Origin of the sequence: Salmonella sp. SJTUF15591, from assembly GCF_043356435.1 — a bacterium.
In the GTDB taxonomy this organism is placed as follows: domain Bacteria; phylum Pseudomonadota; class Gammaproteobacteria; order Enterobacterales; family Enterobacteriaceae; genus Salmonella; species Salmonella enterica.
Genome location: NZ_JBEUJO010000001.1, coordinates 792,495 through 819,113 on the forward strand (window position 1 = coordinate 792,495; position 26,619 = coordinate 819,113).

The following is a 26,619-nucleotide window of genomic DNA, read 5'->3' on the forward strand; positions in this document are numbered from 1 at the left end:
CTCCACAGGCTGGCTCAGGCGTTATCTGATAAAACCGCTATTTTGTCACAGCCGCGGCGAGAATGAACCTGTCTGGTGTAATATCACCGTTAATCCTCCGCTATATGGTTAAAAAAGGAACCAAAAAGGATGCTTTTTACGCTAAAGAAAGTGATTGGCGGTATGTTATTGCCGCTTCCGCTGATGTTGCTGATCATTGGCGTCGGCCTGGCGCTGCTCTGGTTTAGCCGCTTTCAGAAGACCGGAAAAGTATTTATCAGCGTAGGTTGGCTGGCGCTATTGCTATTAAGCCTGCAACCCGTTTCTGACCATCTGCTGCGTCCGATAGAAAACCGCTACCCTACCTGGCAGGGTCCGCAAAAGGTGGAATATATTGTGGTTCTCGGCGGCGGCTATACCTGGAACCCGCAGTGGGCGCCGAGCTCTAATTTAATTAACAACAGTTTACCGCGGCTGGCGGAAGGCATTCGGCTGTGGCGCGCGAATCCGGGAGCCAGGCTGATTTTTACCGGCGGCGTAGCAAAAACCAATACGGTAAGCACGGCGGAAGTCGGTGCGCGGGTGGCGCAGTCGCTGGGCGTACCGCGTAGCGATATTATTACGCTGGATAAGCCAAAAGATACGGAAGAAGAAGCCGCCGCCGTTAAGCAGGCCATCGGCGACGCCCCTTTCCTGTTGGTAACCTCCGCCTCGCATTTGCCGCGTGCGATGATTTTCTTTCAGCATGCCGGGCTGAATCCGCTTCCCGCGCCGGCGAATCAGTTGGCGATCGATTCGCCGCTCAATCCCTGGGAGCGGGCAATTCCGTCCCCGGTCTGGCTGATGCACAGCGATCGCGCTGGGTATGAAACATTAGGGCGACTTTGGCAATGGCTGAAAGGCATATCAGGCAAGCCAGGGGAGTAATGATTTCGCCGCCAGATCAAAATTGGTACGGTTAAAACGTCCGGTATTGACCAATTGCGCAACCTCGTCCCACAGCACATAGAGCCAACGCCGCCAGATGAAGGACTCCGCCACTGGCGCGCGTTGCAGATAATGCCAAAGCAATCCCTCCGCCAATGGATTATCCATCAGGCGAAACAGTTCGAACTCTCTCGGCGCCCACAGCATCAGCCCGGGGCCGACCATCGCCAGAAGCTGATCGCTACGGGCGTCTTTAAGCATACTGCGCAGGCAGAAGTTGCCATGCACCAGTACGCAGTTGTCGTTAAACCCTTCAAATAACGAAGGAAGACATTCTCTGGTACGAAACAGAATGCGTTTGTCCTGCATCGTCAGGCCGGTATTGCTGAACTGATTTAGCGTCGTCCACAGCACCTCCACCCGCTGACGATACCAGGAAGGCCAGATATTCTCCTGAGTATGATCTACGGCGCCCACGCAACCGCGGCTATCCTGCCGATGCCAGGCTAACAGCCCTTCGACAATCTGATCTTTTAGCTGTTCCCAGCGTTCCGGAGTGCGCGCTGGCGCCTCGACCGGCACACCGCGCAGTCGTTCCAGCAGTAGCACATCCGGACCAGGATGCTCTTCATGCGTCAATACGCCATAGATTACCGGCATCCTCACCGTACCGCTACGCGCCAGCATTGAGGTTTTCCATGCCAGTTGCTGCGCAACGCCGGGAGTGGTAAAGCTTCGCGCCATCAGCGGCATCGGATTTCCCTGGCTGTCATATAATGACCACAATGCGGAATCCGCTTTCTCATTCACGCACTCTATACGGCTAAGTTTTTCACCCAACAAATGACTGAGTTCGGCCCGCAACTGTTCCATTCCAGATTACCCCCATTAGTGCTACTGCTTTAATAATGAGCGTCGTATGGACAGATGTCACCCGTATCAGATCAAGGGAAGAAAAGAAAAATGAGGAAAATCGTAACGGTACGAGAAAGCCGCCACTGATGAGCAGACGTGAGTATTCATCTTTGCGCTATCATACCGCGCTGTTCATGACCGTCTAAGACGATCATGAACAGGATCATGTTAACGCATTTCAGCGCGTACGCGCTCCAGGTCGTCGGCGGTGTCTACGCCCGTGCCGGGCACCGCTTTGGCGACGGCGACATGAATTTTTTCGCCGTACCACAGCACACGGAGTTGCTCCAGCATTTCAATATGTTCCAGCGGGCTGGGTTGCCAGCTCACGTAACGGCGGATAAATCCTGCGCGATAGCCATAAATGCCCAGGTGACGAAGGCAAGTATCCCCTACCGTTTCCAGACTTTTTGCAAAGCGGTCGCGATCCCAGGGAATCGTCGCCCGGGAAAAGTAAAGCGCATAGCCTTCAGCATCCAGCACGACTTTTACCGCATTCGGGTTAAACGCTTCTTCGGCGCTGTGAATCGGCACCGCCAGCGTCGCCATGCCAACCTGGCGCTGCGCCAGATTTTCCGCGACCTGGCGAATAATAACCGCCGGGATCATCGGCTCATCGCCCTGAACGTTCACAATAACGGTATCGTCGCTGAATCCGCACTTCTCTACCACTTCCGCCAACCGTTCGGTGCCGGACTGGTGATCGGCGCGCGTCATGCACACTTCGCCGCCAGCCACTTCTACCGCACGAGCCACGTCTTCATGATCGGTCGCGACAATAATGCGTTCCGCGCCAGATTCGCGCGCCCGCTCCAGGACATGAACAATCATGGGCTTACCATTAATATCCACTAATGGTTTTCCTGGCAGTCGGGTAGATGAAAAACGGGCCGGAATGATGACGACGAAACTCATGATTTACTCTCATCAGATGTCAGGGCGCGAGCTTCATTTTCCAGCAATACAGGAATGCCGTCGCGTAACGGGAAAGCGAGATTATCCAGTTTGCAAATTAATTCTTGCTGTTCCTGGTTATACCAGAGTTTGCCGTTACATACCGGGCAGGCGATGATTTCAAGCAGACGATGATCCATAGTTCCTCCAGATGGACCGGATTGTGAATCCTTCAATATTAACATAATCGGTTATGGTGCAGGGTCTATTTCCCAGCCATGACGCATGGCGCTAAACAGGCCTGGCGGACATTGTCCCAGCGTCACGCGCGATGCCCGTTGCCAGGCAGCAAACGCGCTAATAGCCTGCCAGATTCCTTTTTGCAGACTAACGCCAGGGCGGATATCGTCCTCCAGATACAGCGAGATAACCTCAAGCACCCCTGTTTTACGATGCATTTTGGCATCCATTCGCCCGACTAAACGGCCCTGGTATAATAGCGGCAGCACAAAATAACCGTACTGGCGCTTCGCCGCGGGCGTATAACATTCCAGCCGATAGCTAAATCCGAAGAGCTGCGCTGCCCGCTTGCGATCCCATACCACAGGATCGAAAGGCGACAGTACTGCGCTATGGGTCGCCTTTAAGGCGTTATTCAGCGCCGGTTCCAGCTGCGAAAGAAGATCGGCATGAAGCCACATCCGCCCCAACGTTTCCACCTCGACCGGAATAATCTGCTGCTGTTCCGCCCGGCTCTCCCGCCATCCCTTCAGGTCAGGACGTTTCAGGCGGTAGTAATCCGCCAGCCACTGTTCACGGAAAATCCCCAGACTGCGCGCGCTATTATCCAGCATCAGGCTTTCCGCCTGCGGCTGTGACAGTCCATCGCGTTCATCATCCCAGTGCGGCATCACACGGGGCGTTAAATCATATACGCGTTGAAAATTACGCCGCTCAACAACCATGACTTTTCCGGCGGTAAATAAACCCTCAAGGTGGCGTTTATGTGGTTTCCATTCCCACCAGCCGCTGACGCCTTTCTGCGCATGTTCAAAATCGGCAGAACGCACCGGACCGTGCTCCTGAATATGCCGCACCAGCTGTTCTATTTCTTCCGCGTGCTCATGCATCCATGCCGCGCGATATTTCCAGCCCATTTTTTCCGGCGACAGCATACGATGGCGGATAAGTTTAAAGTCGCGGCGTGGTAAGAAACAGGCCTCATGCGCCCAGTATTCCATTAACTCACCGCGTCGCAGCGCCTCATCCAGCCAGGCCTGCGGGTACGAACCGAGACGGCTAAACAGCACCAGATAGGGGCTACGTGCGACAACATTGATGGTATCAATTTGCAGCAACGCCATGCGTGAGATGGCGGCAAGAACATCGCCAGGCATCGCGTTACGGCGCGGCTTTTTCAATAGCCCCTGCGCAGCAAGGTGAAGACAACGGGCCTGGGAAAGAGAAAGGTACGGCAATGACATTCATGACTCCATAAATTCATCACTGCCGCTGCATTGGGGTACGCTAGCGAACCAGCGAGGTGATATGTTGAAGCAACTTATCAGGCTGCTCACCGGACAAACGCGCATCAACCGGTAAGAACCACCAGTTATCTTCGGCAAAAGCACGGCATTTCACCGCGTCTTTTTCCGTCATTACCAGGGTCTGCCCTTCACCGACCAACGCCTGAACGTCAGCAGGGGCGAGCGTTTGATGATCCGCCAGCGGGACGCACTTTTGCGGATGCGCGCCACAGGCTTCCAGCGTGGCGAAAAAGCGCGGCGGATGACCGATGCCCGCCATCGCCACAATATTGCTCAGTTGCGCCACATCGCAACGCGCTCCCGTACGTAAGTTCACCGCCAGTCCAGGCGCTAGCTGCATGGGGATTTCGCCCGCCCGGGCGACGCCGCCATTGACGATAGCGGCGTCCACGGTTTTCAGGCGACTGGCGCGTTCGCGCATAGGACCGGCAGGAAGCCACCAGCCGTTGCCAAAACGGCGCACGCCGTCAATCACCACAATTTCAATATCTCTCGCTAGCCGATAATGCTGCAACCCATCGTCGGTGATAATAATCTGAACATTATGCGCCGCCAGAATCGCTTTCACCGCCGCGGCGCGTTCAGGCGCCACCGCGACAGGCGCGCCGGTCCGCTGATAAATCAATACCGGTTCATCTCCCGCTTCTGCGGTTGTCGTCTCAGGCGTCAGGAGCAGCGGATAAGCGGCAGCTTTGCCGCCGTAGCCGCGGGAAACGACCCCCACGCGCACGCCACGCTGTTGCAGCTTTTCCACCAGCCAAATGACTACGGGGGTTTTACCGTTACCGCCAGCCGTAAGATTCCCTACCACAACCACCGGTACCGGCGCTCGCCAGGCGCGTTTAAAACCAAGCTTATAGCTCAGACGAATCGCCCCGCTCACCAGGCCATACAGCCAGGAGAGCGGCAGCAGTAACCGCCATAGCGGGGATTCACCCGACCAGATACGCGCAATCATTGGCCAAATTGCATCTTATGTAGCTGGGCGTAAACGCCGTGTTGCGCCAGCAGCTCGCTATGAGTGCCGCGCTCAACGATAATACCGTCTTCGACTACAACGATCTCATCCGCCTGTTCGATGGTGGAGAGACGGTGCGCAATCACCAGAGAGGTACGGTTTTTCTGCAGCTCATCCAACGCTGCCTGAATCGCACGTTCAGATTCGGTATCCAGCGCGGACGTAGCTTCATCAAGGATCAGAATCGGGCTGTCGCGCAGTAAGGCGCGGGCAATCGCGATACGCTGGCGTTGACCGCCGGAAAGCAGTACGCCGTTTTCGCCGATAATGGTATCCAGGCCATTATCCATCTTGTTGATAAAGTCCATGGCATAGGCCATGCGCGCCGCCTCTTCAATCTGCTCGCGGCTGTATTCTTCCGTCCGGGCATAAGCAATGTTATTAGCGACCGTGTCGTTAAACAGATGCACGTTTTGCGAAACCAGCGCCACCTGATTACGTAGAGAGGCCAGAGTGTATTCGCGTAGATCGTGACCATCCATCAGGATGTGTCCTTCATCAATATCGTAGAAACGGGTGATCAGACTGGCGATAGTTGATTTACCCGATCCGGAACGCCCCACCAGCGCCACGGTTTTCCCGGCAGGAATTTTCAAATTGATGTTACGCAATGCCGGCACTTCACGGCCCGGGTAAGTAAACGTCACATTGCGGAATTCGAGATCGCCGGTCGCGCGGTCAATGACACGTTTACCTTCATCTTTCTCCTGTTCGCTGTCCAGAATCGCAAACAACGTCTGACAAGCCGCCATCCCACGCTGGAACTGCGCGTTAACGTTTGTCAGCGATTTTAATGGACGCATCAGCGCGATCATGGAGGAGAACACCACGGTGATGGTCCCTGCCGTCAGGCTATCCATTACGCTTGGGAAGCTCGCAGCATAGAGGACAAACGCCAGCGCCAGCGAGGCAATGAGCTGAATGATAGGATCGGAAATTGACGAGGCAGAGACCATTTTCATGCCTTGCAGTCGCATCTTATTGCTGACTTTATCAAAGCGTTTAGTTTCGACTTCCTGACCGCCAAAAATCAGTACCTCTTTGTGTCCTTTCAGCATTTGTTCAGCGCTGGTAGTCACTTGTCCCATCGTGTTCTGCATATTTTTACTGATGCTGCGGAACCGCTTTGAGACAACGCGAATCGCAATCGACACAATCGGCGCTAAAACAACCAGGATGATCGACAGCTGCCAGCTGTAATAGAACATCATGATAAACAATCCGATGATCGATGCCCCTTCACGCACCACGGTAATCAGCGCGCCAGATGAAGAAGAGGCAACCTGTTCTGAATCGTAAGTAATACGCGATAGCAGCGTACCGGTAGACTGTTTATCAAAGAAGGCGACGGGCATTCCCATCATATGGCCAAACAGGCGACGGCGCATGGTCATTACCACCTTGCCTGACACCCATGAAATACAGTAGCTGGAGATATAGCTAGTGATGCCTCGTAATATCATCAGCCCAATAACCACCAGCGGCATCCACAGCAACACTGAGCGATCCGTTTTACCGAAACCATCATCCAGTAATGGCTTGAGGAGCGATAGCATGAAGGTATCGCTGGCTGCGTTGAGAATTAACGCTATGCCCGCCACGATCAGACCTGCTTTAAAAGGCGCTATGGTTGGCCACAGTCGGCGGAAGGTCTGCCACGTAGAGAGATCTTTATCGTTATGCATTCAAAAAACCAGCATTTGTTGAAATAGCCGCATATTCTACCCGTTATCCTCGGACACGCCAAACCACTGATGATACCAGCGAGGTAAAATTTGATCCCGTAAGCCTTGTATGCGCCAGCCCTGCGGAGAAAACAGCAGCGAAATTTGCCCCTGGTGGGGTGTATCAAACCACTGATACGCCTGCTGTCGGTAGCGCTGTTTTACCTTGCGGGACGGCAGCCGCCATGCGTTATAGCGCGATGCGGACGCCAGCGCCGCTTCACCATGTACGCGCTGAATAAATGGTAGCGACGACGACGTATTACTACCATGATGCGGCACCTGGATAAACGTCGCCGCAAGATGTCGCCAGTAACGACTTAGCATTTTTTGTTCAGCGCCCGCTTCGATATCGCCCGTGAGCAGGATGCTATGTACGCCGTCATCCACTTTGACCACACAGGAACGGTTATTTCCTCGATCGGCACTTTCGCGTAACGGCCAGTGCGCCTGAAACGTTAACCCCTGCCATTGCCACTGCTCGCCGCGAAAACAGGGCAAATGTCCCTGCCAGCCTAACGGGCTGCGAATCCACATTGACGGCCAGACCTGCTGTAGCGAACGCAGCCCGCCCCGATGATCCAGATGCTCATGACTCAAAATAACGCCCTCCGGCGTCAGATTATGCCAGCGCAACCAGGGAATAATAACCTGTTGCCCGCTGTCGCCCTCCGGCCATGCCCGACCGGTATCGTAGAGTATTACTTTATCGCCCCTGACGATCGCTATCGCCAGCCCCTGACCAACATCCAGCATATGCACCTGCCATCCACTGGCGTTTATCGGCCGCCAGAGTGGCCAGCTCATCAACAATAACCCGCATAAACAGACCGCCGGCCAGGTACGCCAGACGTTTAATCGCCACGCGATAAGCGTTAGCCAGGGCAAAAACGTCAGCCACTGCCAACGGTTATCAATATTCACCCAGCCCTGCGGTAAAGCATTCAACAGGTAAAATAGTGCGGCTAACGCGCGATCGGTCAGGTACCATACCCACTCTTCAAGAAAAAACGGCCCGGTTAAATGCAGAATCATTCCCGCCAGGATGAGCGGAACCGTCACAAATGTGACCCAGGGTACGGCAAAAAGATTCGCCAGCATTGCGGTAACGCTTATGCCATGAAAAAGCGCCACCTGGAGAGGCAAAAGCAGAAGTGTAATGCCTGCCTGTAGGTGAAGCAGGTTAAGCAACCAGCGTAAGCCTCGTGGAAAATTTCCGTTTGGCGCAGGAAACCACTGATACCAGAATAACAGGCCGGCAACCGCAAATGCTGACAGCCAAAGACTTTGTGATATAACCGCCACAGGATCGGCGAAAATAATCGCGGCCAGACAGCAGCACCAGACTTGCCAGCCGCTCCACTGTCGTCCGCTTAATTTTAATCCTCCCCAGACGCTCAGCGCCGCCACCGTGCGCAGCGCAGGCGGTTGTAAGCCGGTAAGCCAGGCATAACATATCGCGCAAAGAATGCCGCCCAGCAATGGCGTCTGCCAACGAATCCATCTGACCGGCAAAAAGAATTGTCCGCCACGGATTAATCCGGCAGCCAATAACGCGGCAAAAGCGATATGCAGGCCGGAAATCGCCATCAAATGGGCAGTCCCCGTATCGCGCATAACGGCCTTCACCTCCTGCGACACCGCTCCCCGCTCCCCCATTCCCAACGCCAGAATAACCTGCTGCCACGGATAAGGCGCAAGCGTAGCGCGAAGCGAAGCAAGATAGCGCCCACGCAAGCTACACTCAGGGTTAATCGCTTTAGCCTGTAGAAAACGCCCGGTCAACGGTTGGTGCTGCGCCAGCGCGTAACGTTGGCTATCAAAACCGCCTTCGTTAAGCTGCCCGTGTACCGCTCTGACCTTCAGCGTCATCGCCCACTGTTGTCCGGCACACACTTCCGTGGGTAAGTACTGGCCATGCAGGACAATCCCTACAGCAGGAAAGAGCGGCTTTCCGCGCAAATGGGTGATTCGCCCATAATGAGTGGTCATATGATCGGTGGCAGTAATGACGACTGTCGCCTCCTGCGTCGCGGCGGGCAGGACGTTTCCCGCCCAGATGGCCTGCCTGGCGGCAAATATCCCCCACATGAAAAAGAGCAAAGTTAATGCCGCGTAGCGCGCATAGTGATGGGGTATGAGGCAAAGCAAACATGCCAGACAAAACAGCACCGCGAGAATCCACGTGTCAGGTAATACTGGCAATATCATGAGCGGAAGTATGCCGCATACTACGCATACGCTGACCGTCGTTATCTTCATAGACACCTCCCTGTGCGGGAAAGTGTGCAGGTTCAGGACGCCATTGTCTGGAGGGGATTTTGTGCTATACGGCGCGGATTCCAGGTTTTTTACCTGATAAATGTAAGACGCAGCAAAAAATGCGAAACGTTTTCCAGTTTTCGGTCGAATAGCGTTTGCGCCTGACGGCGTATAAATGAAAAAAGCACCCTGACGGTGCTTTTTTCGGGTTCAAGTTTTGCGTTAAAACTTAACCGTAAATATTGGCGCGATCGCGCAGTTCTTTACCCGGTTTAAAGTGAGGAACGTATTTTCCTTCCAGTTCCACTTTATCGCCGGTCTTGGGGTTACGTCCGGTACGAGGCGCGCGGTAATGCAAAGAAAAACTGCCGAAACCGCGGATTTCAATACGCTCGCCCTGCGCAAGAGTCGAGGCCATATGCTCCAGCATCTCTTTTACCGCGTCTTCAACCGCCTTAGCGGGAATGTGAGATTGCTGGGTTGCAAGTCTTTCAATCAATTCTGACTTGGTCATGATTCCTCCGGTTCCTTAAAGGCAAATTGGCTGCAGCCGTGAGATTGATTAAGGGCGGCCGTAGCCGCCCTTAGTGCTTGATTACAGGCCGAAACCTGCAATCTGTCAAGTAATCTCGTTATACTTCGGACTAAAAGGCCCGAAGTTTCAGAGGATTACTCGCCTTTAGCTGCTTTGAATGCTTCAGCCATTGCGTTGTTAGAGAAGTTTGCATCTTCCTGTTTGTTAACAGTTGCGATGGCATCTTTCTCATCAGCTTCGTCTTTCGCACGAACAGACAGGCTGATTGCGCGGTTTTTACGATCAACGCCGGTGAATTTAGCTTCAACGTCGTCGCCAACGCTCAGAACCAGAGTCGCATCTTCAACGCGGTCACGGGATGCTTCAGAAGCACGCAGGTAACCTTCAACGCCGTCAGCCAGTTCTACGGTTGCGCCTTTAGCGTCAACTGCAGTGACTTTACCGGTTACGATAGCGCCTTTCTTGTTCAGAGCAACCCAGTTGTTGAACGGATCTTCTGCGAGCTGTTTAACACCCAGGGAGATACGTTCACGTTCTGCGTCCACCTGCAGAACAACTGCAGCGATTTCGTCGCCTTTTTTGTATTCACGAACTGCTTCTTCGCCTGCAACGTTCCAGGAGATGTCAGACAGGTGAACCAGGCCGTCGATGCCGCCGTCCAGGCCGATGAAGATACCGAAGTCAGTGATAGACTTGATTTTACCTTCAACGCGGTCGCCCTTGTTGTGGGTTTCTGCGAACTGCTGCCACGGGTTAGATTTGCACTGCTTCAACCCTAAGGAGATACGACGACGTTCTTCGTCGATATCCAGAACCATCACTTCCACTACGTCGCCAACGTTAACCACTTTGGACGGGTGGATGTTTTTGTTGGTCCAGTCCATTTCGGAAACGTGAACCAGGCCTTCAACGCCTTCTTCGATTTCAACGAAGCAGCCGTAGTCGGTCAGGTTGGTCACGCGACCGGTCAGTTTGGTACCTTCCGGATAACGTTTAGCGATAGCAACCCACGGATCTTCGCCCAGCTGTTTCAGGCCCAGAGATACACGGGTACGCTCGCGGTCGAATTTCAGCACTTTCACGTTGATTTCGTCGCCAACGTTCACGATTTCGCTCGGATGCTTAACGCGTTTCCAGGCCATATCAGTGATGTGCAGCAGGCCGTCAACGCCGCCCAGATCAACGAATGCACCGTAGTCAGTGAGGTTCTTAACGATACCTTTAACTTCCATGCCTTCCTGCAGGTTTTCCAGCAGCTGATCGCGTTCTGCGCTGTTTTCGGATTCGATAACGGCACGACGAGAAACCACAACGTTGTTACGTTTCTGGTCCAGCTTGATTACTTTGAATTCAAGCTCTTTGCCTTCCAGGTGCAGAGTGTCACGCACCGGACGAACGTCTACCAGAGAACCCGGCAGGAACGCGCGAATACCGTTCAGCTCAACAGTGAAGCCACCCTTAACTTTGCCGTTGATAACACCGGTAACAGTTTCAGCATCTTCGTAAGCTTTTTCCAGCGTGATCCATGCTTCGTGACGTTTAGCTTTCTCACGAGAGAGCAGAGTTTCACCGAAGCCGTCTTCTACTGCATCCAGAGCAACGTCAACTTCGTCACCAACCTGGATTTCCAGTTCGCCCTGGGCGTTTTTGAACTGCTCAGCCGGAATGGCAGACTCAGATTTCAGACCGGCGTCAACCAGTACTACGTCTTTGTCGATAGCAACAACAACACCACGAACGATGGAACCCGGGCGGGTTTCGATTTCTTTTAAGGATTCTTCAAAGAGTTGAGCAAAAGATTCAGTCATGTTTAATCTTCAGGTTTCATATTTAACGTCCACCTGGCTCCGTGCCGGATGGGGTTGTTTAACATACCCGCTGTCAATCCTTTGCAACGGGGGTACTACAAATTCGGTCGCATTTAAGCGAGAGCCAATTTTTGGCGCGCATATTGTAACGCTTTTTCAATCACTTGCTCAATGCTTAATCGGGTAGAATCCAAAACTAATGCATCAGCAGCAGGAACTAACGGCGCTACAGCGCGATTACGATCGCGATCGTCGCGTTCCTTGATCTCGGCCAAAAGGCGTTCAAAGTTAACACTAAAGCCATTCTCCTGCAACTGTAGCATACGTCGATGCGCACGTTCCTCCGAGGAGGCGTCAAGGAAAATTTTTACCGGCGCATCCGGGAAGACCACGGTCCCCATATCGCGTCCATCGGCGATTAAACCAGGCGCTTCGCGGAATGCGCGTTGGCGGCGAAGAAGCGCTTCACGCACGCGTGGGAATGCCGCCACCTGGGATGCCGCGTTCGCGACTTCCTGCGTACGGATTTCGCCGCTAACGTCCTCGCCTTCCAGGATAACTTCCAGGTTGCCGTCCGTTGAGACGAAACGCACGTCTAGATGGGACGCCAGCGGCACCAGCGCATCTTCAGAGGCGAGATCGACATGGTGATGCAATGCCGCCAGCGCCAGTACGCGGTATATCGCGCCGGAATCCAGCAGATGCCATTGCAATGCTTCCGCCATTGCTTTGCACAAGGTGCCTTTACCTGCACCGCTTGGGCCATCAATGGTTATTACCGGGGCAATTGCCGTCATCTTTATCTCCTTAAACAGGCGTACCGTTAACGTAAACGCCGCGCATTATACGCGCCAACGCTCGCGACCGTTAACGTTGCGTGCAAAAACCAGTTTTGTCTGTAATCAGATGCGGAATAATTGCGCAATTATAGCGGGCCGGCGAGAAACCAGCCCGAAAGATGACAATGATTTACTTTTTATCTTCGGCAATTCTGTCGCGCATATGCTGCGCGCGATCGGCTGAGGCCGGGTGGGAGTCCATCAATGATTTTGCATGACCTGCGTCCATTGTGGCGAATTTATCGAATGCCGTGACTAAGCCCTGGGTGTTAATCCCGCGTTTTTTCAGCAGATCGTAAGAGAAGTCATCCGCATCCGACTCCTGACTGCGAGAAAACGCCGAATTGATGACGCCTTCCGCCAGATCGCCCAATTGAGACTGGGAAAGCTGCGCTGCGACGCCGCTGGTGGCGGAAATCGCATCGCGAGCCGCCAGTGTGGCATAGGCGGTCTGCATTGCCTTGCGGGAGTGCCCTAAAGAGACATGGCCCAGTTCATGGCCCAGTACGCCTTCAATTTCATTATCGGTCATCAGATCCATCAGGCCGGAGTATACGCGAACGCAACCGTTCGCCATCGCCCATGCGTTGATATCGCTGGTCATATAGACTTTATAGCTAACCGGCGTACCGTCAATGTTGTTACCCAGCGCTTTGGCGATTTTGCTCAGACGTTTGGTGTATTTGCTTTTCGAACCTGCCAGTTGATTCTCGCTGTCCATTTGTTTACAGGCATTATTAGATAATGCTTTAACATCCGCATCGGACAGTGTGGCGGCTTTGTAGGCTGACATGCCGGAACTGGCGATTAAATTGCCATTCACGCCATTTTTACATCCTGCCAGTAGCGTAGCGGAAATCGCCACCGCCAGTAATAATGATTTATTTTTCATACTAATCTTCCGTTGATAACTATTATAAAAAACACATAAATCAATGTGTTAAATCATCAACAAATTAGCATTAGTCATAATTATAAAAATAGTGCGAATACGGACTCGGCGCGCCAGCCCGTCGACTGGCGCAACAGAAGACTTAGGCAGGCGTACTCATTCGCGCCAGTTGTTCGAAATAATCAGGGAACGTTTTTGCGGTACATTTAGGGTCCAGGATCGTGACTGGCGTATCGGACAGTGCGACCAGTGAGAAGCACATCGCCATACGGTGGTCGTTGTACGTGCCAATATGCGCGTGTTGGAGCTTCGCCGGCGGCGTGATACGAATATAGTCGTGCCCTTCTTCGACTTCAGCGCCCACTTTACGTAGCTCGGTCGCCATCGCGAACAGGCGATCGGTTTCTTTCACTCGCCAGTTATAAATATTGCGCAACGTCGTGGTTCCTTTCGCAAACAGCGCCGTAGTGGCAATCGTCATCGCCGCATCCGGAATATGGTTCATATCCATATCTATGGCGTGCAATTCGCCGCGCGTGCAGGCAATAAAATCATCGCCCCAGGTAATGGTCGCGCCCATTTTCTCCAGCACATCGGCAAAACGAATATCGCCCTGCATACTTTTGCGACCAATTCCGGTCACTTTTACCGTGCCGCCTTTTATCGCCCCGGCGGCGAGAAAATAGGACGCTGACGAGGCATCGCCCTCGACCAGATAGCGACCCGGAGAGTGATACTGTTGACCGCCCTTCACGACAAATTGTTGGTAGTGGTGGTTCGCTATCTCCACGCCAAAGGTTTTCATTAAATTTAGCGTGATATCGATGTAAGGTTTTGATACCAGTTCGCCTTTAACGCGAATAATTGTGTCTTCAGACGCCAGCGGCGCCGTCATCAGCAGAGCGGTCAGGAACTGGCTGGAAACGCTACCATCAACCTCAATGTCGCCGCCGATAAAACCGCCGCGCAGACGCAGGGGCGGATAGTTTTCCTGCTCCAGGTAATCAATATTCGCCCCGCCCTGACGCAGCGAATCGACCAGATGGCCTATCGGACGCTCTTTCATACGCGGTTCGCCGGTTAACACTATCTCATTTTGCCCCAGACATAGCGCTGCCGCTAACGGACGCATCGCGGTTCCGGCATTACCGAGAAACAGTTCCAGAGCGCCTGACGCGCGTAATGGGCCGCCATTACCCGTGATATCACAGCGGGTGCGATCGGCAGAAAGGGTGTAATTGATCCCCAACGCGCTCAGGGCATTGAGCATATGGCGGACGTCATCGCTATCCAGCAGATTCGTCAGAACAGTTTTACCACAAGCTAAAGCCGCCAGGAGCAAAGCACGGTTTGAAACACTTTTGGAGCCAGGTAAATTAATGGCGCCATCGACCCGCGCGATGGGTTGTAACGTCAGGGATTCCATGAAACTCAACTCTCAAAAAACAGAAATAAAAACCCCACAGACTGGCCGTGGGGATGAAAAAAGAAACGTATTAGCCGTGGCGACGCTCAAAATCGATCATGAAATCGGTCAGCGCTTTTACCCCTTCAATCGGCATGGCGTTATAGATAGAGGCGCGCATACCGCCAACAACACGGTGCCCTTTTAAGGCGTGCAGACCGGCGGCGAAAGACTCTTCCAGAAAGACCTTGTCCAGCGCATTGTCCGCTAACTGGAACGGAACGTTCATCCGCGAACGGTTGGCCTGTGCGACATCGTTACGGTAGAAATCGCTGTTATCAATCACACCGTACAGCAACTCCGCTTTTTGCTGATTGATTTTGTGCATCGCCGCCACGCCGCCCTGCGCTTTCAACCATTTGAACACCAGGCCGGAAAGATACCAGGCGAAAGTCGGCGGCGTATTAAACATCGAGTCGTTATCATTCAGGACGGTGTAGTCGAGAATGGACGGGCAGCTCTCATGCGCCTTGCCTAACAGATCTTCCCGGACGATAACCAGCGTCAGTCCTGCCGGACCGATATTCTTCTGCGCGCCAGCATAAATTACGCCATAGCGAGAGACATCCAGCGGCGCAGACAGGATGGTAGAAGAAAAGTCCGCCGTGACGACCACCTCCGGGCCAAAATCCGGCGTTTCATCGATGGCGATGCCGTCAATGGTCTCATTCGGGCAATAGTGTAAATAAGCGGCGTTATCGGAAAGCTGCCACTCGCGCATCGGTTTTACGGCACGTTTGCCGTCAACGGTGATTTTGGCGTCGATAATCTGCGGCGCACAGTATTTTTTGGCTTCTTTGATGGCGCTCGCCGCCCAGTAACCGGCATCGACATAATCCGCCGTGGTTTTATCGCCCAGCAGATTGAGCGGCACGCCAGCAAACTGCCCGCGACCGCCGCCGTGACAAAATAAGACTTTATAGTTGGAGGGGATATTAAGGAGATCGCGAAAATCCTGCTCCGCCTCTTCAGCGACCTGGATAAACTCTTTGCCTCGATGGCTAATTTCCATTACCGACGTACCAAGACCGTGCCAGTCACGCAGTTCCTGTTGCGCCAGTTTAAGTACTTCCGCCGGTAGCATCGCCGGACCTGAACTAAAATTAAAGACCTGAGCCATTTCCCCTCACCACGCTGCATTGTTTCCTGCCTGACAGACATCAGGCAAACGTTATTCATGTGAATATCGGTTTTATCATTCAGTGACACGCGCCGCAATGGGTAAAACAATGCGAGGAGAAAATGCGGCATGCGTCACACAACAGAATCTTCCGGATTAACCGTATAAATCCGATATTTTCGCTGTTAAACAACGCGTTTAGCCCGGCTTGCCTTCGTCCATTCTGGATTTGCGCAGCGCGGACATAATTGCTTTTCCCCGACATTCATGCGTATCACTTCACTGCAACGTACGCAGGCATAGTCGCCAGCCTCCGGCACCACGATAAAGCGTGGCGTACAGTGCTCAGGAAGAATGCTTAACCCCGGCTTAACGTCTTTATTTTCAAAGAAATAGACGCTGATTTGTCCGTTTGTCTCCAGGATGGCCAGTCTGACCTGCCCCAGTTGCTCAACGCCATTCAAGCGAAGCTCCATAAAAAACTCAAACTCCGTCATGTTCGAGCGCTGCAGTTTTTCCCACGCCAGTTCGCCGTCTTCAACAATGACCACCGACTTGCCTTCCAGCAGATCTTCCAACTTTTCACTATGCGCCATCAGCCACATGACCAGGCGATAGAGCAGCGCCAGGGTGATGAATACCACCAGAACAGGGAGCATCGGAACGTCATCATAAAACGCGACGTCGCCTGCCGCCGACCCCAATGTCAAAATGATCAGCACTTCAAAAAGCGACATTTGCCGTACGCCGCGTCGTCCTGTCACCTTTAAGAAAAGAAACACCAGAACAAAGGTGTAAAAGCTACGTAGCGCCACTTCCCCCAAAAACGCTACCGGCACGTTATCCAGCGCCATTCGTTGCAAATCAAATGCTTTCATTTTTTATGCTCTTCCTGTGAATTCCAGTGTAAAAGCATAGCCAATACTTTTATTTCCGCCGATGTCCCGGCGAGATAGCGCCCGTCACATAAAACCCGTATCATTGCGCGCTTTCCGTACGACAAAAGTGATTTTCATGACGCAAACATTCATTCCCGGCAAAGACGCCGCGCTGGAAGACTCCATCGCCCGCTTCCAGCAAAAGTTACTCGACCTCGGCTTTCACATCGAAGAGGCCTCCTGGCTGAACCCGGTGCCAAACGTCTGGTCAGTGCATATTCGCGATAAAGAGTGCGCGTTATGCTTTACCAACGGAAAAGGCGCGACCAAAAAAGCGGCGCTGGCCTCGGCGCTGGGCGAATACTTCGAGCGTCTGTCAACCAACTACTTTTTTGCTGATTTCTGGCTTGGCGAAACAGTCGCCAACGGGCCATTCGTGCATTATCCGAATGAAAAGTGGTTTCCGCTGACTGAAAATGACGACGTACCGGAAGGCTTGCTTGATGCCCGTCTGCGCGCGTTTTACGATCCGGAAAATGAACTCACCGGAAGCCAGTTAATTGATCTTCAGTCCGGCAATGAAGCTCGCGGCATCTGTGGTCTGCCATTTACCCGTCAGTCCGATAACCAGACCGTGTATATTCCGATGAATATCATCGGCAACCTGTACGTCTCTAACGGAATGTCCGCCGGCAATACGCGTAATGAAGCCCGCGTTCAGGGACTGTCGGAAGTCTTCGAGCGTTATGTGAAAAATCGCATCATTGCGGAAAGTATCAGTCTGCCGGAGATTCCCGCAGAGGTGATGGCGCGTTATCCGGCGGTAATGGAGTCAATCGCCACGCTGGAAGCCGAGGGTTTCCCGATTTTCGCCTATGACGGCTCGCTGGGCGGTAAGTATCCGGTTATCTGCGTCGTGCTGTTCAACCCGGCTAACGGTACCTGCTTTGCTTCTTTTGGCGCCCATCCTGACTTTGGCGTTGCGCTGGAGCGTACAGTGACCGAGCTACTCCAGGGACGCGGACTGAAAGATCTTGATGTCTTCACGCCACCAACGTTCGATGATGAAGAAGTCGCGGAGCACACTAATCTGGAGACCCACTTCATCGACTCCAGCGGCCTGATTTCCTGGGATCTGTTCAAACAGGACGCCGATTACCCGTTCACGGACTGGAGTTTTTCCGGCACTACCGAAGAAGAATTCGCCACGCTGATGGCCATCTTTGCTGCTGAAAATAAAGAAGTTTACATTGCCGATTACGAGCATCTCGGCGTATACGCCTGTCGTATTATCGTACCGGGAATATCTGATATTTATCCTGCCGAAGATCTGTGGCTGGCCAACAACAATATGGGTAGCCATCTTCGTGAGATTCTGCTTTCGCTGCCCGGTAGCGCCTGGAATAAAGAAGACTATCTCAATCTGATTGAACAATTGGATGAAGAAGGTTTTGACGATTTCACCCGCGTGCGTGAACTGTTGGGTCTGGCGACCGGAGCGGACAATGGTTGGTATACACTGCGCGTCGGCGAATTAAAAGCAATGCTAGCGTTAGCGGGCGGCGATTTGGAGCAGGCGCTAATCTGGACAGAATGGACGATGGAGTTCAATTCGTCGGTCTTTAGTCCGGCACGCGCAAACTATTACCGTTGCCTGCAAACGCTGCTGCTCCTGTCGCAAGAAGATGCGCGTCAGCCGCTGCAATATCTCAATGCTTTTATAAAAATGTATGGCGCGGAGGCTGTAGAAGCCGCCAGCGCCGCGCTTAGCGGTGAAGCGGCTTTTTACGGACTACCGGCTGTCGACCACGATCTACAAGCGTTCCCGGCGCATCAGTCCTTGTTAAAAGCGTATGATAAATTACAGCGCGCGAAAGCGGCATACTGGTCAAAATAAGTCCATATGAGTGACTTAGGGTAGGTTTACCCTCTCGGCTGCGTTATATTACGGGGCGCCTTTGCGGCCCCGTTTTATTTATTTTCACTAAACGGCGAAAAATGTAATAACAAGGTTAAATATTGGTTGTTGATATTAAATTAATTGACATAGTGATGTTACTTTATTTGTTGATTACTCCATATTAATTAACCGTGCAGCAGGAGGAGCCAGGAAAAAATTCAACTCTATTTATAATTTTTAAAATTTATTTTTATTAGGATAATCAAAAAGTTACCCCGTAATTGCATAAAAGCCATGCGACTTACGGGCCTATAAGCCAGGCGAGATATGATCTATATCAAATTCTCATCTATAATGCTTTGTTAGTATCTCGTCGCCGACTTAATAAAGAGAGAGTTAGTGTGAAAGCTGACAACCCTTTTGACCTTTTACTCCCTGCAGCAATGGCCAAAGTGGCTGAAGAAGCAGGCGTCTATAAAGCAACGAAACATCCGCTTAAGACTTTCTATCTGGCGATTACCGCTGGCGTATTCATTTCAATTGCCTTTGTTTTTTATATTACTGCGACAACCGGTACTGGCGCGATGCCTTATGGCATGGCGAAACTTATCGGGGGTATCTGTTTCTCTTTGGGACTGATTCTCTGTGTTATTTGCGGCGCTGATCTTTTCACCTCTACTGTTCTGATCGTTGTAGCTAAAGCTAGCGGTCGCATCACCTGGGGGCAACTGGCTAAAAACTGGTTAAACGTCTATTTTGGTAACCTGATTGGCGCTCTGCTTTTCGTGTTACTAATGTGGCTTTCCGGCGAGTATATGACTGCCAACGGTCAATGGGGACTTAACGTCCTGCAAACCGCCGACCACAAAATGCACCACACTTTTATTGAAGCTGTCTGCCTCGGTATTCTGGCGAACCTGATGGTTTGTCTGGCCGTGTGGATGAGCTACTCAGGTCGTAGCCTGATGGACAAAGCGTTCATCATGGTACTGCCCGTCGCCATGTTTGTCGCCAGCGGTTTTGAGCACAGTATCGCAAACATGTTTATGATTCCTATGGGTATTGTAATACGCGATTTCGCTACACCGGAGTTTTGGACCGCGGTCGGTTCGTCTCCGGAAAGTTTTTCTCACCTGACCGTGATGAGCTTCATCACTGATAACCTGATTCCGGTCACGATCGGTAATATTATCGGCGGCGGTTTGTTGGTCGGGTTGACATACTGGGTCATTTACCTGCGTGGTAACGAGCATCATTAATCTGTTGATGCCCATTACACGCAGTAAATAAAAAATCCACTTAAGAAGGTAGGTGTTACATGTCCGAGCTTAATGAAAAGTTAGCCACAGCCTGGGAAGGTTTTACCAAAGGTGACTGGCAGAATGAAGTAAACGTCCGTGACTTCATTCAGAAAAACTACACTCCGTATGAGGGTGACGAGTCCTTCCTGGCTGGCGCTACTGACGCGACCACCAAGCTGTGGGACAGCGTAATGGAAGGCGTTAAACAGGAAAACCGCACTCACGCGCCTGTTGACTTTGACACCTCCGTTGCTTCCACCATCACTTCTCACGACGCTGGCTACATCAACAAAGCGCTTGAGAAAATTGTTGGTCTGCAGACTGAAGCTCCGCTGAAGCGTGCGATTATCCCGTTCGGCGGCATCAAAATGGTTGAAGGTTCCTGCAAAGCGTACAATCGCGAGCTGGACCCAATGATCAAAAAAATCTTCACCGAATACCGTAAGACCCACAACCAGGGCGTGTTCGACGTTTATACTCCGGACATCCTGCGTTGCCGTAAATCCGGCGTTCTGACCGGTCTGCCGGATGCGTATGGCCGTGGCCGTATCATCGGTGACTACCGTCGCGTAGCGCTGTACGGTATCGACTACCTGATGAAAGACAAATTCGCACAGTTTACGTCTCTGCAATCCGATCTGGAAAACGGTGTAAATCTGGAAGCGACTATCCGTCTGCGTGAAGAAATCGCTGAACAGCACCGCGCTCTGGGTCAGATCAAAGAAATGGCGGCTAAATACGGCTGCGATATCTCTGGTCCGGCGACTAACGCTCAGGAAGCAATCCAGTGGACTTACTTCGGTTACCTGGCTGCGGTTAAATCTCAGAACGGCGCAGCAATGTCCTTCGGTCGTGTATCCACCTTCCTGGATGCGTACATCGAACGTGACCTGAAAGCAGGCAAAATCACCGAGCAAGACGCACAGGAAATGATTGACCACCTGGTCATGAAATTGCGTATGGTTCGCTTCCTGCGTACTCCTGAATATGATGAACTGTTCTCCGGCGACCCGATTTGGGCAACCGAATCTATCGGTGGTATGGGCGTTGATGGCCGTACTCTGGTCACCAAAAACAGCTTCCGCTTCCTGAACACCCTGTACACCATGGGGCCGTCTCCGGAGCCGAACATCACCGTTCTGTGGTCTGAAAAACTGCCGCTGAACTTCAAGAAATTCGCCGCTAAAGTCTCCATCGACACCTCTTCTCTGCAGTACGAGAACGATGACCTGATGCGTCCGGACTTCAACAACGATGACTACGCTATCGCATGCTGCGTAAGCCCGATGATCGTTGGTAAACAAATGCAGTTCTTCGGCGCGCGTGCAAACCTGGCGAAAACCATGCTGTACGCAATCAACGGCGGCGTTGATGAAAAACTGAAAATGCAGGTTGGTCCGAAATCCGAACCGATCAAAGGCGATGTTCTGAACTTCGACGAAGTGATGGATCGCATGGATCACTTCATGGACTGGCTGGCTAAACAGTATGTCACCGCGCTGAACGTTATCCACTACATGCACGACAAGTACAGCTACGAAGCCTCTCTGATGGCGCTGCACGACCGTGACGTTATCCGCACCATGGCGTGTGGTATCGCTGGTCTGTCCGTTGCGGCTGACTCCCTGTCTGCTATCAAATATGCGAAAGTTAAACCGATTCGTGACGAAGATGGTCTGGCTATCGACTTCGAAATCGAAGGCGAATACCCGCAGTTTGGTAACAACGACGCTCGTGTAGATGACATGGCGGTTGACCTGGTAGAACGTTTCATGAAGAAAATTCAGAAACTGACCACCTACCGTGGCGCTATCCCGACGCAGTCTGTTCTGACCATCACTTCTAACGTTGTGTATGGTAAGAAAACCGGTAACACCCCGGATGGTCGTCGCGCTGGCGCGCCGTTCGGACCAGGTGCTAACCCGATGCACGGTCGTGACCAGAAAGGCGCTGTCGCTTCTCTGACCTCCGTTGCTAAACTGCCGTTTGCTTACGCGAAAGATGGTATTTCTTATACCTTCTCTATCGTTCCGAACGCACTGGGTAAAGACGACGAAGTTCGTAAGACTAACCTGGCAGGTCTGATGGATGGTTACTTCCACCACGAAGCGTCCATCGAAGGCGGTCAGCACCTGAACGTCAACGTCATGAACCGTGAAATGCTGCTGGACGCGATGGAACATCCGGAAAAATATCCGCAGCTGACCATCCGTGTATCTGGTTACGCAGTACGTTTTAACTCCCTGACGAAAGAACAGCAGCAGGACGTTATTACTCGTACCTTCACGCAGACCATGTAATGGGTTTGACTGAAATTACGCTATAAAAAGCGTACAAAAAAGGCTCCATGTCAGTGGGGCCTTTTTAATTTTTATAAAAGCATATTGCGGCTAATAGTACCGCTACCTATAAATAAAGTGCCATTATGTGACTTATATATTCTATCCAAAATGCAATCAATCTCTTCTTTATCATTATAATAGTCGTCATAATCTCTGTTTAATACTCCTGTTAACAGTTCGGTGTTACTTTCTGTAAAGGTTAATGACGGCGTATACCCTCGTAGCAGATAAAGAAGCGTTGGATGAACCATTTCAAATATGACTTCCCCATTACTTTCCCGGTAACCCATTTTAAAAAATTGGGTACCAGGTTCATAAGAACCCATATTAAGGCAGCATAATTTTTTTTCCTCGTCAGCAGTAAGCGTACCATTCCATTCAACGGATGGCATTTTTCGATCTTCTCCAGGTCGCATAAGCTTATAAAGTCCATCCATGATATCTTCATCTTCGTTAACGGCGTTTCTAAGTTTGAGAGCCATATTTTGTAACAACTCTGGATTGAGAGAAATAGCCCTACCATAATAAACACATATTTTTAAAAACAACTCTTCTTCTTCATCCGTCATTGGTTTTAAAACATAACTATCTGAAAGATTGAGAATACGTTGCAAACTACATTTACTAATTACCTCACCATCAATCCAAAATTTAATTTGTGTCTGAGTAATATCAAAATCCATAACAAAACGATCTTGTTGTGATGGGTCAGCATAGAGTCTTAATTTTTCAAAGGCATATATTTTATCCATGGCGTCTGTATCAACGTCACGCTCCGCTTGCTTTTCACGTCCACATCCGTGGATGAGTGTATATAATACCTCCAGCGCCTCTTGTTTTTTTTGTGTTCTGAAGTTGTCCTTAAATCTATCCCATACCCCCATGTATAGCGCTTCTTCTTTGTCAGAACTCATCAAACGGACTAGCCGTGAATGATTAATTTCATAGTGATGATGATTACCAAAACTTAACGTAACTGGCATAATAACTCCCTTGATTATTTACCGCGAAAGCAAAATCCAATCCGTTGCTCTCATTTTTTGATTAAAACCACACTCTATTTAAGAGATTGAATCAGTCCGGGTTTAGAAATAACATCAGATTTACACCTGATTGCACGTTGAATGCGACGCCAGGCACTGGACAGGCATAACGTTCTTTGGACACATCTGAATTATGTTGAGAATTATTTTCGTTCTGACCACAACAAAACGGCGCCAATCATTTGAAAAAAGAGGCGGATCATAAACAGCAAAACCAGGGCGCTATGAATGATACACTTACAGTATGTATTGCGGTTCGGGCGTTAAACAGAGGTACCGGGCTGATGAATGAGCCAGAATTTCTGGCGGTGCAAGTTATGCAGCATAGATTTGCCGTATATTTTATAATGAATAGAGGTAAAATAGCTCCATTGCAGCACATTCTGGAACAGCCACACATTCTGTAGTCCAAAATTTACGCTCGCAGTACCGCTTTTTTACAGGATGCAACCCCCCTTACCAGGGTGCTCAACATGCCCGGAATGTGTCCATAAACCCCATGTTATTTAGAGCTAGCCGAAGCGATATGAGTAACTTAACCGATTGTATTACAAATGAAAGTGTTGCAGTAACTGCTGATAAAAAGCCGGTTATTGGTCGCATTCACTCCTTTGAGTCCTGTGGCACCGTTGATGGCCCAGGCATCCGCTTTATTACCTTTTTCCAGGGCTGCCTGATGCGCTGCCTGTATTGCCATAACCGCGACACATGGGATACGCATGGCGGTAAAGAAATCACCGTTGAAGACTTAATGAAAGAGGTGGTGACCTATCGGCATTTTATGAATGCTTCTGGCGGCGGCGTGACGGCATCCGGCGGCGAGGCCATTTTGCAGGCAGAATTTGTACGCGACTGGTTTCGCGCCTGTAAAAAAGAAGGTATCCACACCTGTCTCGACACCAACGGCTTTGTGCGCCGTTATGACCCGGTGATTGATGAACTGCTGGACGTTACCGATCTGGTGATGCTCGATCTCAAGCAGATGAATGATGAGATCCACCAGAATCTGGTCGGTGTCTCTAATCACCGGACGCTGGAATTCGCGCAGTATTTATCAAAGAAAAATGTGAAGGTCTGGATCCGTTACGTTGTCGTTCCCGGCTGGTCTGACGACGATGATTCCGCGCATCGCCTGGGCGAGTTTACCCGCGATATGGGTAATGTCGAAAAAATCGAACTGTTGCCCTACCATGAGCTGGGCAAACATAAATGGGTGGCAATGGGCGAAGAATATAAACTGGATGGCGTGAAGCCGCCTAAAAAAGAGACCATGGAACGTGTAAAGGGTATTCTTGAGCAGTATGGTCATAAAGTGATGTATTAATCGCCTGCTATCTTACCCGCTTTTAAACGGCTACCCATGGCGGTAGCCGTTTTGCTGTCTGGATAACGCTCTTACCGCTAAAATACCCGACCCCGCCATCAGACAGGCCTGGTTAACAATATTGCGCTTACCAGGTATTAAATACAGAGTCGCTTATCTGCTGCTGGGTTGAAGGTCTGACAACTATTGCTGCCCCCGGCGCCTGTTAATACCGTGGTCTCCGCCTGGAACCCAGGCACCTGTAATCTTAAAAGGCGCTCGCCTGGCAGGAGCGCCGTGGAAAAGAACGTCGTTATGTGTTTCTACGCGCCAGCAGTGGGAAAATTAATCCCAACCCGACCAGGACAAAAGGCGTCACGATGTTCAACGTCAGCTGGAATGTCCACTCCGGTGTGAACGCCTCCATTTTGGGGAAAATACCGGTAAGGCAGGCAAACGCGGTGAAGGCAAAACACCATATCCCCACAGTTAACGCCAACGCCCGGTTGCGAATAAACACATATTCGGGTTTGTACTTTTGCGCCAGTCGAATGACGGCAATAAAGGCGACAAATACCCACAGATAGCGCAGCGGCATAACAACTGAGTTGAGATTAAGCAGCCATTTGTACAGGTTGTTCATATCGCCGATGCCAAGCGTTGGCAACATAATCAAGATAGCGACCAACACTAATGTCAGCAAATAACCGTTAACTGGCGTACCTGAAGCGTTAGTACGACATAAGCGCTGCGGGATATATTTACTGTCTGCATCACCCAGTAAGACTTTCAGTGGCGCATCAATAGAAAACACCAGCGCGGCGATTTGCCCCAGAGTATTGGCAATGGCATAAATCACCATTAATGAATTACCCATATGGTAATACTCACCCAATTTCTGGAATGCATAATATTGCCCATTGGTCATTAAATCGTCAGGTATATGCCGGGAATCAAACATCATTCCCATCGCCAACGAACCGAGGATAGCGCAGACCGCAACCATGACGGCTAAAAAGAGCATCCCCTTCGGAAATTCTTTTCCTGGATTCCGCGTCTGGTTAACGTAAGGCGAGATCTTCTCTGCCCCACCAACCGCAAAGACCAACATAGAGATGGTGGTGATATAGGTAAAATCGATATGAGGAATAAATGACTGCCAGGTGATGTTAGTGGTCGCAATTTCAACGTTTGTAATTGCTGGCGCGGTCACTGCCATCACAACATATAAAATTGACATGATAAACATGGCAATCCCGGCCACAGACCCAACAACCTTTAGCGATTTCATCCCCCTGGAAGCAACCCACATAAAGAAAACAAACAATGCCAGCGTCAGCCCCTGCAAGGCAACGACGGTATATTCTTTTATCAACGAGCCGTCGCCTTTTAAAGCCCATCCCAATGCAATGAGTATCGCCTGCGGCTTTTGCGCCAGGTAGGGAATATGCACGACCCAATAGGTCCATGCCGCAAGGTAAGCCAACCCCGGCCCCATCGTATGCTTAATCCAGGTACTGACGCCCCCTTTTCCCTCTTTGAAGGTTGAGCCCAGTTGCCCCACGATTAAGGCATAAGGAATGAAATAGAGCGCAAAAATAAACACCCAGGAGAAGACAACCACTAACCCCTGGTTAGCATAGTTATTGACAACATTGCCGAATCCCCAAACGGTAATAAACGACATCAGGGCGATGTTGTACCATCGCAACTGTTTTTCCTGCACATTCGGCATAACGCGATCCTTCGTGAACACAATGCTATTACTATAAATGAAGCGGGGGATTATGCGCGGTAAAGACGAAGAGAGAAAATAGAGGAGCGCAAAATTATAACCTTCGGCACATTTTATTTTTCAGTAAAGCAAGAAAATTATGCAGGTCAATTATTTTACGTAAAACATAAACAAAGAGTATGCAAGACTCAC

The 26,619-nt window shown here is 51.1% G+C and carries 21 protein-coding genes and 1 pseudogene; 6 read left to right on the plus strand and 16 right to left on the minus strand.

Going from position 1 to position 26,619, the window contains the following annotated elements:
* Positions 1 to 129: 129 nt before the first annotated feature.
* Entirely contained in the window at positions 130 to 906 is a 777-nt protein-coding gene (elyC, locus tag ABVM99_RS04000) for an envelope biogenesis factor ElyC (protein ID WP_000899554.1), read from the plus strand.
* On the opposite strand, the gene ABVM99_RS04005 is transcribed toward elyC, so the two are convergent.
* The 14 genes from ABVM99_RS04005 to ABVM99_RS04070 form a co-directional block, all read right to left on the minus strand.
* A complete protein-coding gene (locus ABVM99_RS04005; RefSeq protein ID WP_000436893.1) occupies positions 886 to 1,779 on the minus strand; it encodes a YcbJ family phosphotransferase in 894 nt (297 codons plus the stop codon). The two genes, elyC and ABVM99_RS04005, sit on opposite strands and share 21 nt — an antisense overlap.
* Before the next feature lie 210 nt (positions 1,780 to 1,989).
* Positions 1,990 to 2,736, minus strand: a complete 747-nt coding sequence (kdsB, locus tag ABVM99_RS04010) for a 3-deoxy-manno-octulosonate cytidylyltransferase (protein ID WP_023195604.1) — start codon at positions 2,734 to 2,736, stop codon at positions 1,990 to 1,992.
* Positions 2,733 to 2,915, minus strand: coding sequence for a protein YcaR (gene ycaR, locus ABVM99_RS04015; RefSeq protein WP_000350061.1), 183 nt, complete (start codon positions 2,913 to 2,915; stop codon positions 2,733 to 2,735). The genes kdsB and ycaR overlap by 4 nt, the downstream gene beginning before the upstream one ends.
* A gap of 51 nt (positions 2,916 to 2,966) precedes the next feature.
* Positions 2,967 to 4,199: a winged helix-turn-helix domain-containing protein gene (locus ABVM99_RS04020; RefSeq protein WP_023195605.1), complete on the minus strand. Its 1,233-nt coding sequence runs from the start codon at positions 4,197 to 4,199 to the stop codon at positions 2,967 to 2,969.
* A gap of 43 nt (positions 4,200 to 4,242) precedes the next feature.
* Positions 4,243 to 5,220 (minus strand): tetraacyldisaccharide 4'-kinase, encoded by a 978-nt coding sequence (gene lpxK, locus ABVM99_RS04025; protein WP_000561681.1) that lies wholly within the window; start codon positions 5,218 to 5,220, stop codon positions 4,243 to 4,245.
* Positions 5,217 to 6,965 carry a lipid A ABC transporter ATP-binding protein/permease MsbA gene (gene msbA, locus ABVM99_RS04030; protein WP_000551246.1) on the minus strand — a complete coding sequence of 583 codons (1,749 nt, stop codon included), beginning with the start codon at positions 6,963 to 6,965 and terminating at the stop codon, positions 5,217 to 5,219. The genes lpxK and msbA overlap by 4 nt, the downstream gene beginning before the upstream one ends.
* 36 nt (positions 6,966 to 7,001) lie before the next feature.
* Complete coding sequence (locus ABVM99_RS04035; RefSeq protein WP_023195362.1) at positions 7,002 to 9,266, minus strand: ComEC family protein; 2,265 nt, start codon at positions 9,264 to 9,266, stop codon at positions 7,002 to 7,004.
* 229 nt (positions 9,267 to 9,495) lie between these two features.
* Positions 9,496 to 9,780, minus strand: a complete 285-nt coding sequence (gene ihfB, locus ABVM99_RS04040; protein WP_000167332.1) for an integration host factor subunit beta — start codon at positions 9,778 to 9,780, stop codon at positions 9,496 to 9,498.
* A gap of 155 nt (positions 9,781 to 9,935) precedes the next feature.
* The gene (gene rpsA / locus ABVM99_RS04045) at positions 9,936 to 11,609 is read right to left on the minus strand and encodes a 30S ribosomal protein S1 (protein ID WP_000140324.1); all 1,674 of its coding nucleotides are present in this window, start codon (positions 11,607 to 11,609) and stop codon (positions 9,936 to 9,938) included.
* Positions 11,610 to 11,722: 113 nt separating this feature from the next.
* Positions 11,723 to 12,406 carry a (d)CMP kinase gene (gene cmk, locus ABVM99_RS04050; protein ID WP_000125007.1) on the minus strand — a complete coding sequence of 228 codons (684 nt, stop codon included), beginning with the start codon at positions 12,404 to 12,406 and terminating at the stop codon, positions 11,723 to 11,725.
* A gap of 172 nt (positions 12,407 to 12,578) precedes the next feature.
* A complete protein-coding gene (locus ABVM99_RS04055) occupies positions 12,579 to 13,340 on the minus strand; it encodes a M48 family metallopeptidase (protein WP_000792301.1) in 762 nt (253 codons plus the stop codon).
* A gap of 142 nt (positions 13,341 to 13,482) precedes the next feature.
* Positions 13,483 to 14,766, minus strand: a complete 1,284-nt coding sequence (gene aroA, locus ABVM99_RS04060) for a 3-phosphoshikimate 1-carboxyvinyltransferase (protein WP_023195361.1) — start codon at positions 14,764 to 14,766, stop codon at positions 13,483 to 13,485.
* Between the two features lie 70 nt (positions 14,767 to 14,836).
* Positions 14,837 to 15,925, minus strand: a complete 1,089-nt coding sequence (serC, locus tag ABVM99_RS04065; RefSeq protein ID WP_000079590.1) for a 3-phosphoserine/phosphohydroxythreonine transaminase — start codon at positions 15,923 to 15,925, stop codon at positions 14,837 to 14,839.
* 185 nt (positions 15,926 to 16,110) lie between these two features.
* Positions 16,111 to 16,803, minus strand: coding sequence for a DUF421 domain-containing protein (locus tag ABVM99_RS04070; RefSeq protein ID WP_000642870.1), 693 nt, complete (start codon positions 16,801 to 16,803; stop codon positions 16,111 to 16,113).
* Between the two features lie 136 nt (positions 16,804 to 16,939).
* Here ABVM99_RS04070 and ycaO point away from each other — a divergent pair, with 136 nt between their 5' ends.
* From ycaO to pflB, 3 genes are all read left to right on the plus strand, one after another.
* Positions 16,940 to 18,700 (plus strand): 30S ribosomal protein S12 methylthiotransferase accessory factor YcaO, encoded by a 1,761-nt coding sequence (gene ycaO / locus ABVM99_RS04075; protein WP_023195360.1) that lies wholly within the window; start codon positions 16,940 to 16,942, stop codon positions 18,698 to 18,700.
* A gap of 404 nt (positions 18,701 to 19,104) precedes the next feature.
* Positions 19,105 to 19,962, plus strand: a complete 858-nt coding sequence (gene focA, locus ABVM99_RS04080; RefSeq protein ID WP_000642539.1) for a formate transporter FocA — start codon at positions 19,105 to 19,107, stop codon at positions 19,960 to 19,962.
* 59 nt (positions 19,963 to 20,021) lie between these two features.
* Positions 20,022 to 22,304, plus strand: a complete 2,283-nt coding sequence (gene pflB, locus ABVM99_RS04085; RefSeq protein ID WP_001292799.1) for a formate C-acetyltransferase — start codon at positions 20,022 to 20,024, stop codon at positions 22,302 to 22,304.
* Positions 22,305 to 22,375: 71 nt separating this feature from the next.
* Here the strand turns inward: pflB and sopD2 are convergent, their stop codons facing one another.
* The gene (sopD2, locus tag ABVM99_RS04090) at positions 22,376 to 23,329 is read right to left on the minus strand and encodes a type III secretion system effector SopD2 (protein WP_001647549.1); all 954 of its coding nucleotides are present in this window, start codon (positions 23,327 to 23,329) and stop codon (positions 22,376 to 22,378) included.
* Between the two features lie 130 nt (positions 23,330 to 23,459).
* Between sopD2 and ABVM99_RS04095 the strand changes: the two are divergent.
* Positions 23,460 to 23,796: pseudogene (locus ABVM99_RS04095) on the plus strand (cytoplasmic protein).
* A gap of 119 nt (positions 23,797 to 23,915) precedes the next feature.
* Entirely contained in the window at positions 23,916 to 24,713 is a 798-nt protein-coding gene (gene pflA / locus ABVM99_RS04100) for a pyruvate formate lyase 1-activating protein (RefSeq protein WP_000067928.1), read from the plus strand.
* A 292-nt stretch (positions 24,714 to 25,005) separates the two neighbouring features.
* On the opposite strand, the gene ABVM99_RS04105 is transcribed toward pflA, so the two are convergent.
* On the minus strand, positions 25,006 to 26,427 hold the full coding sequence (locus ABVM99_RS04105) for an APC family permease (RefSeq protein ID WP_001134264.1): 1,422 nt from the start codon (positions 26,425 to 26,427) through the stop codon (positions 25,006 to 25,008).
* Between the last annotated feature and the right edge of the window lie 192 nt (positions 26,428 to 26,619).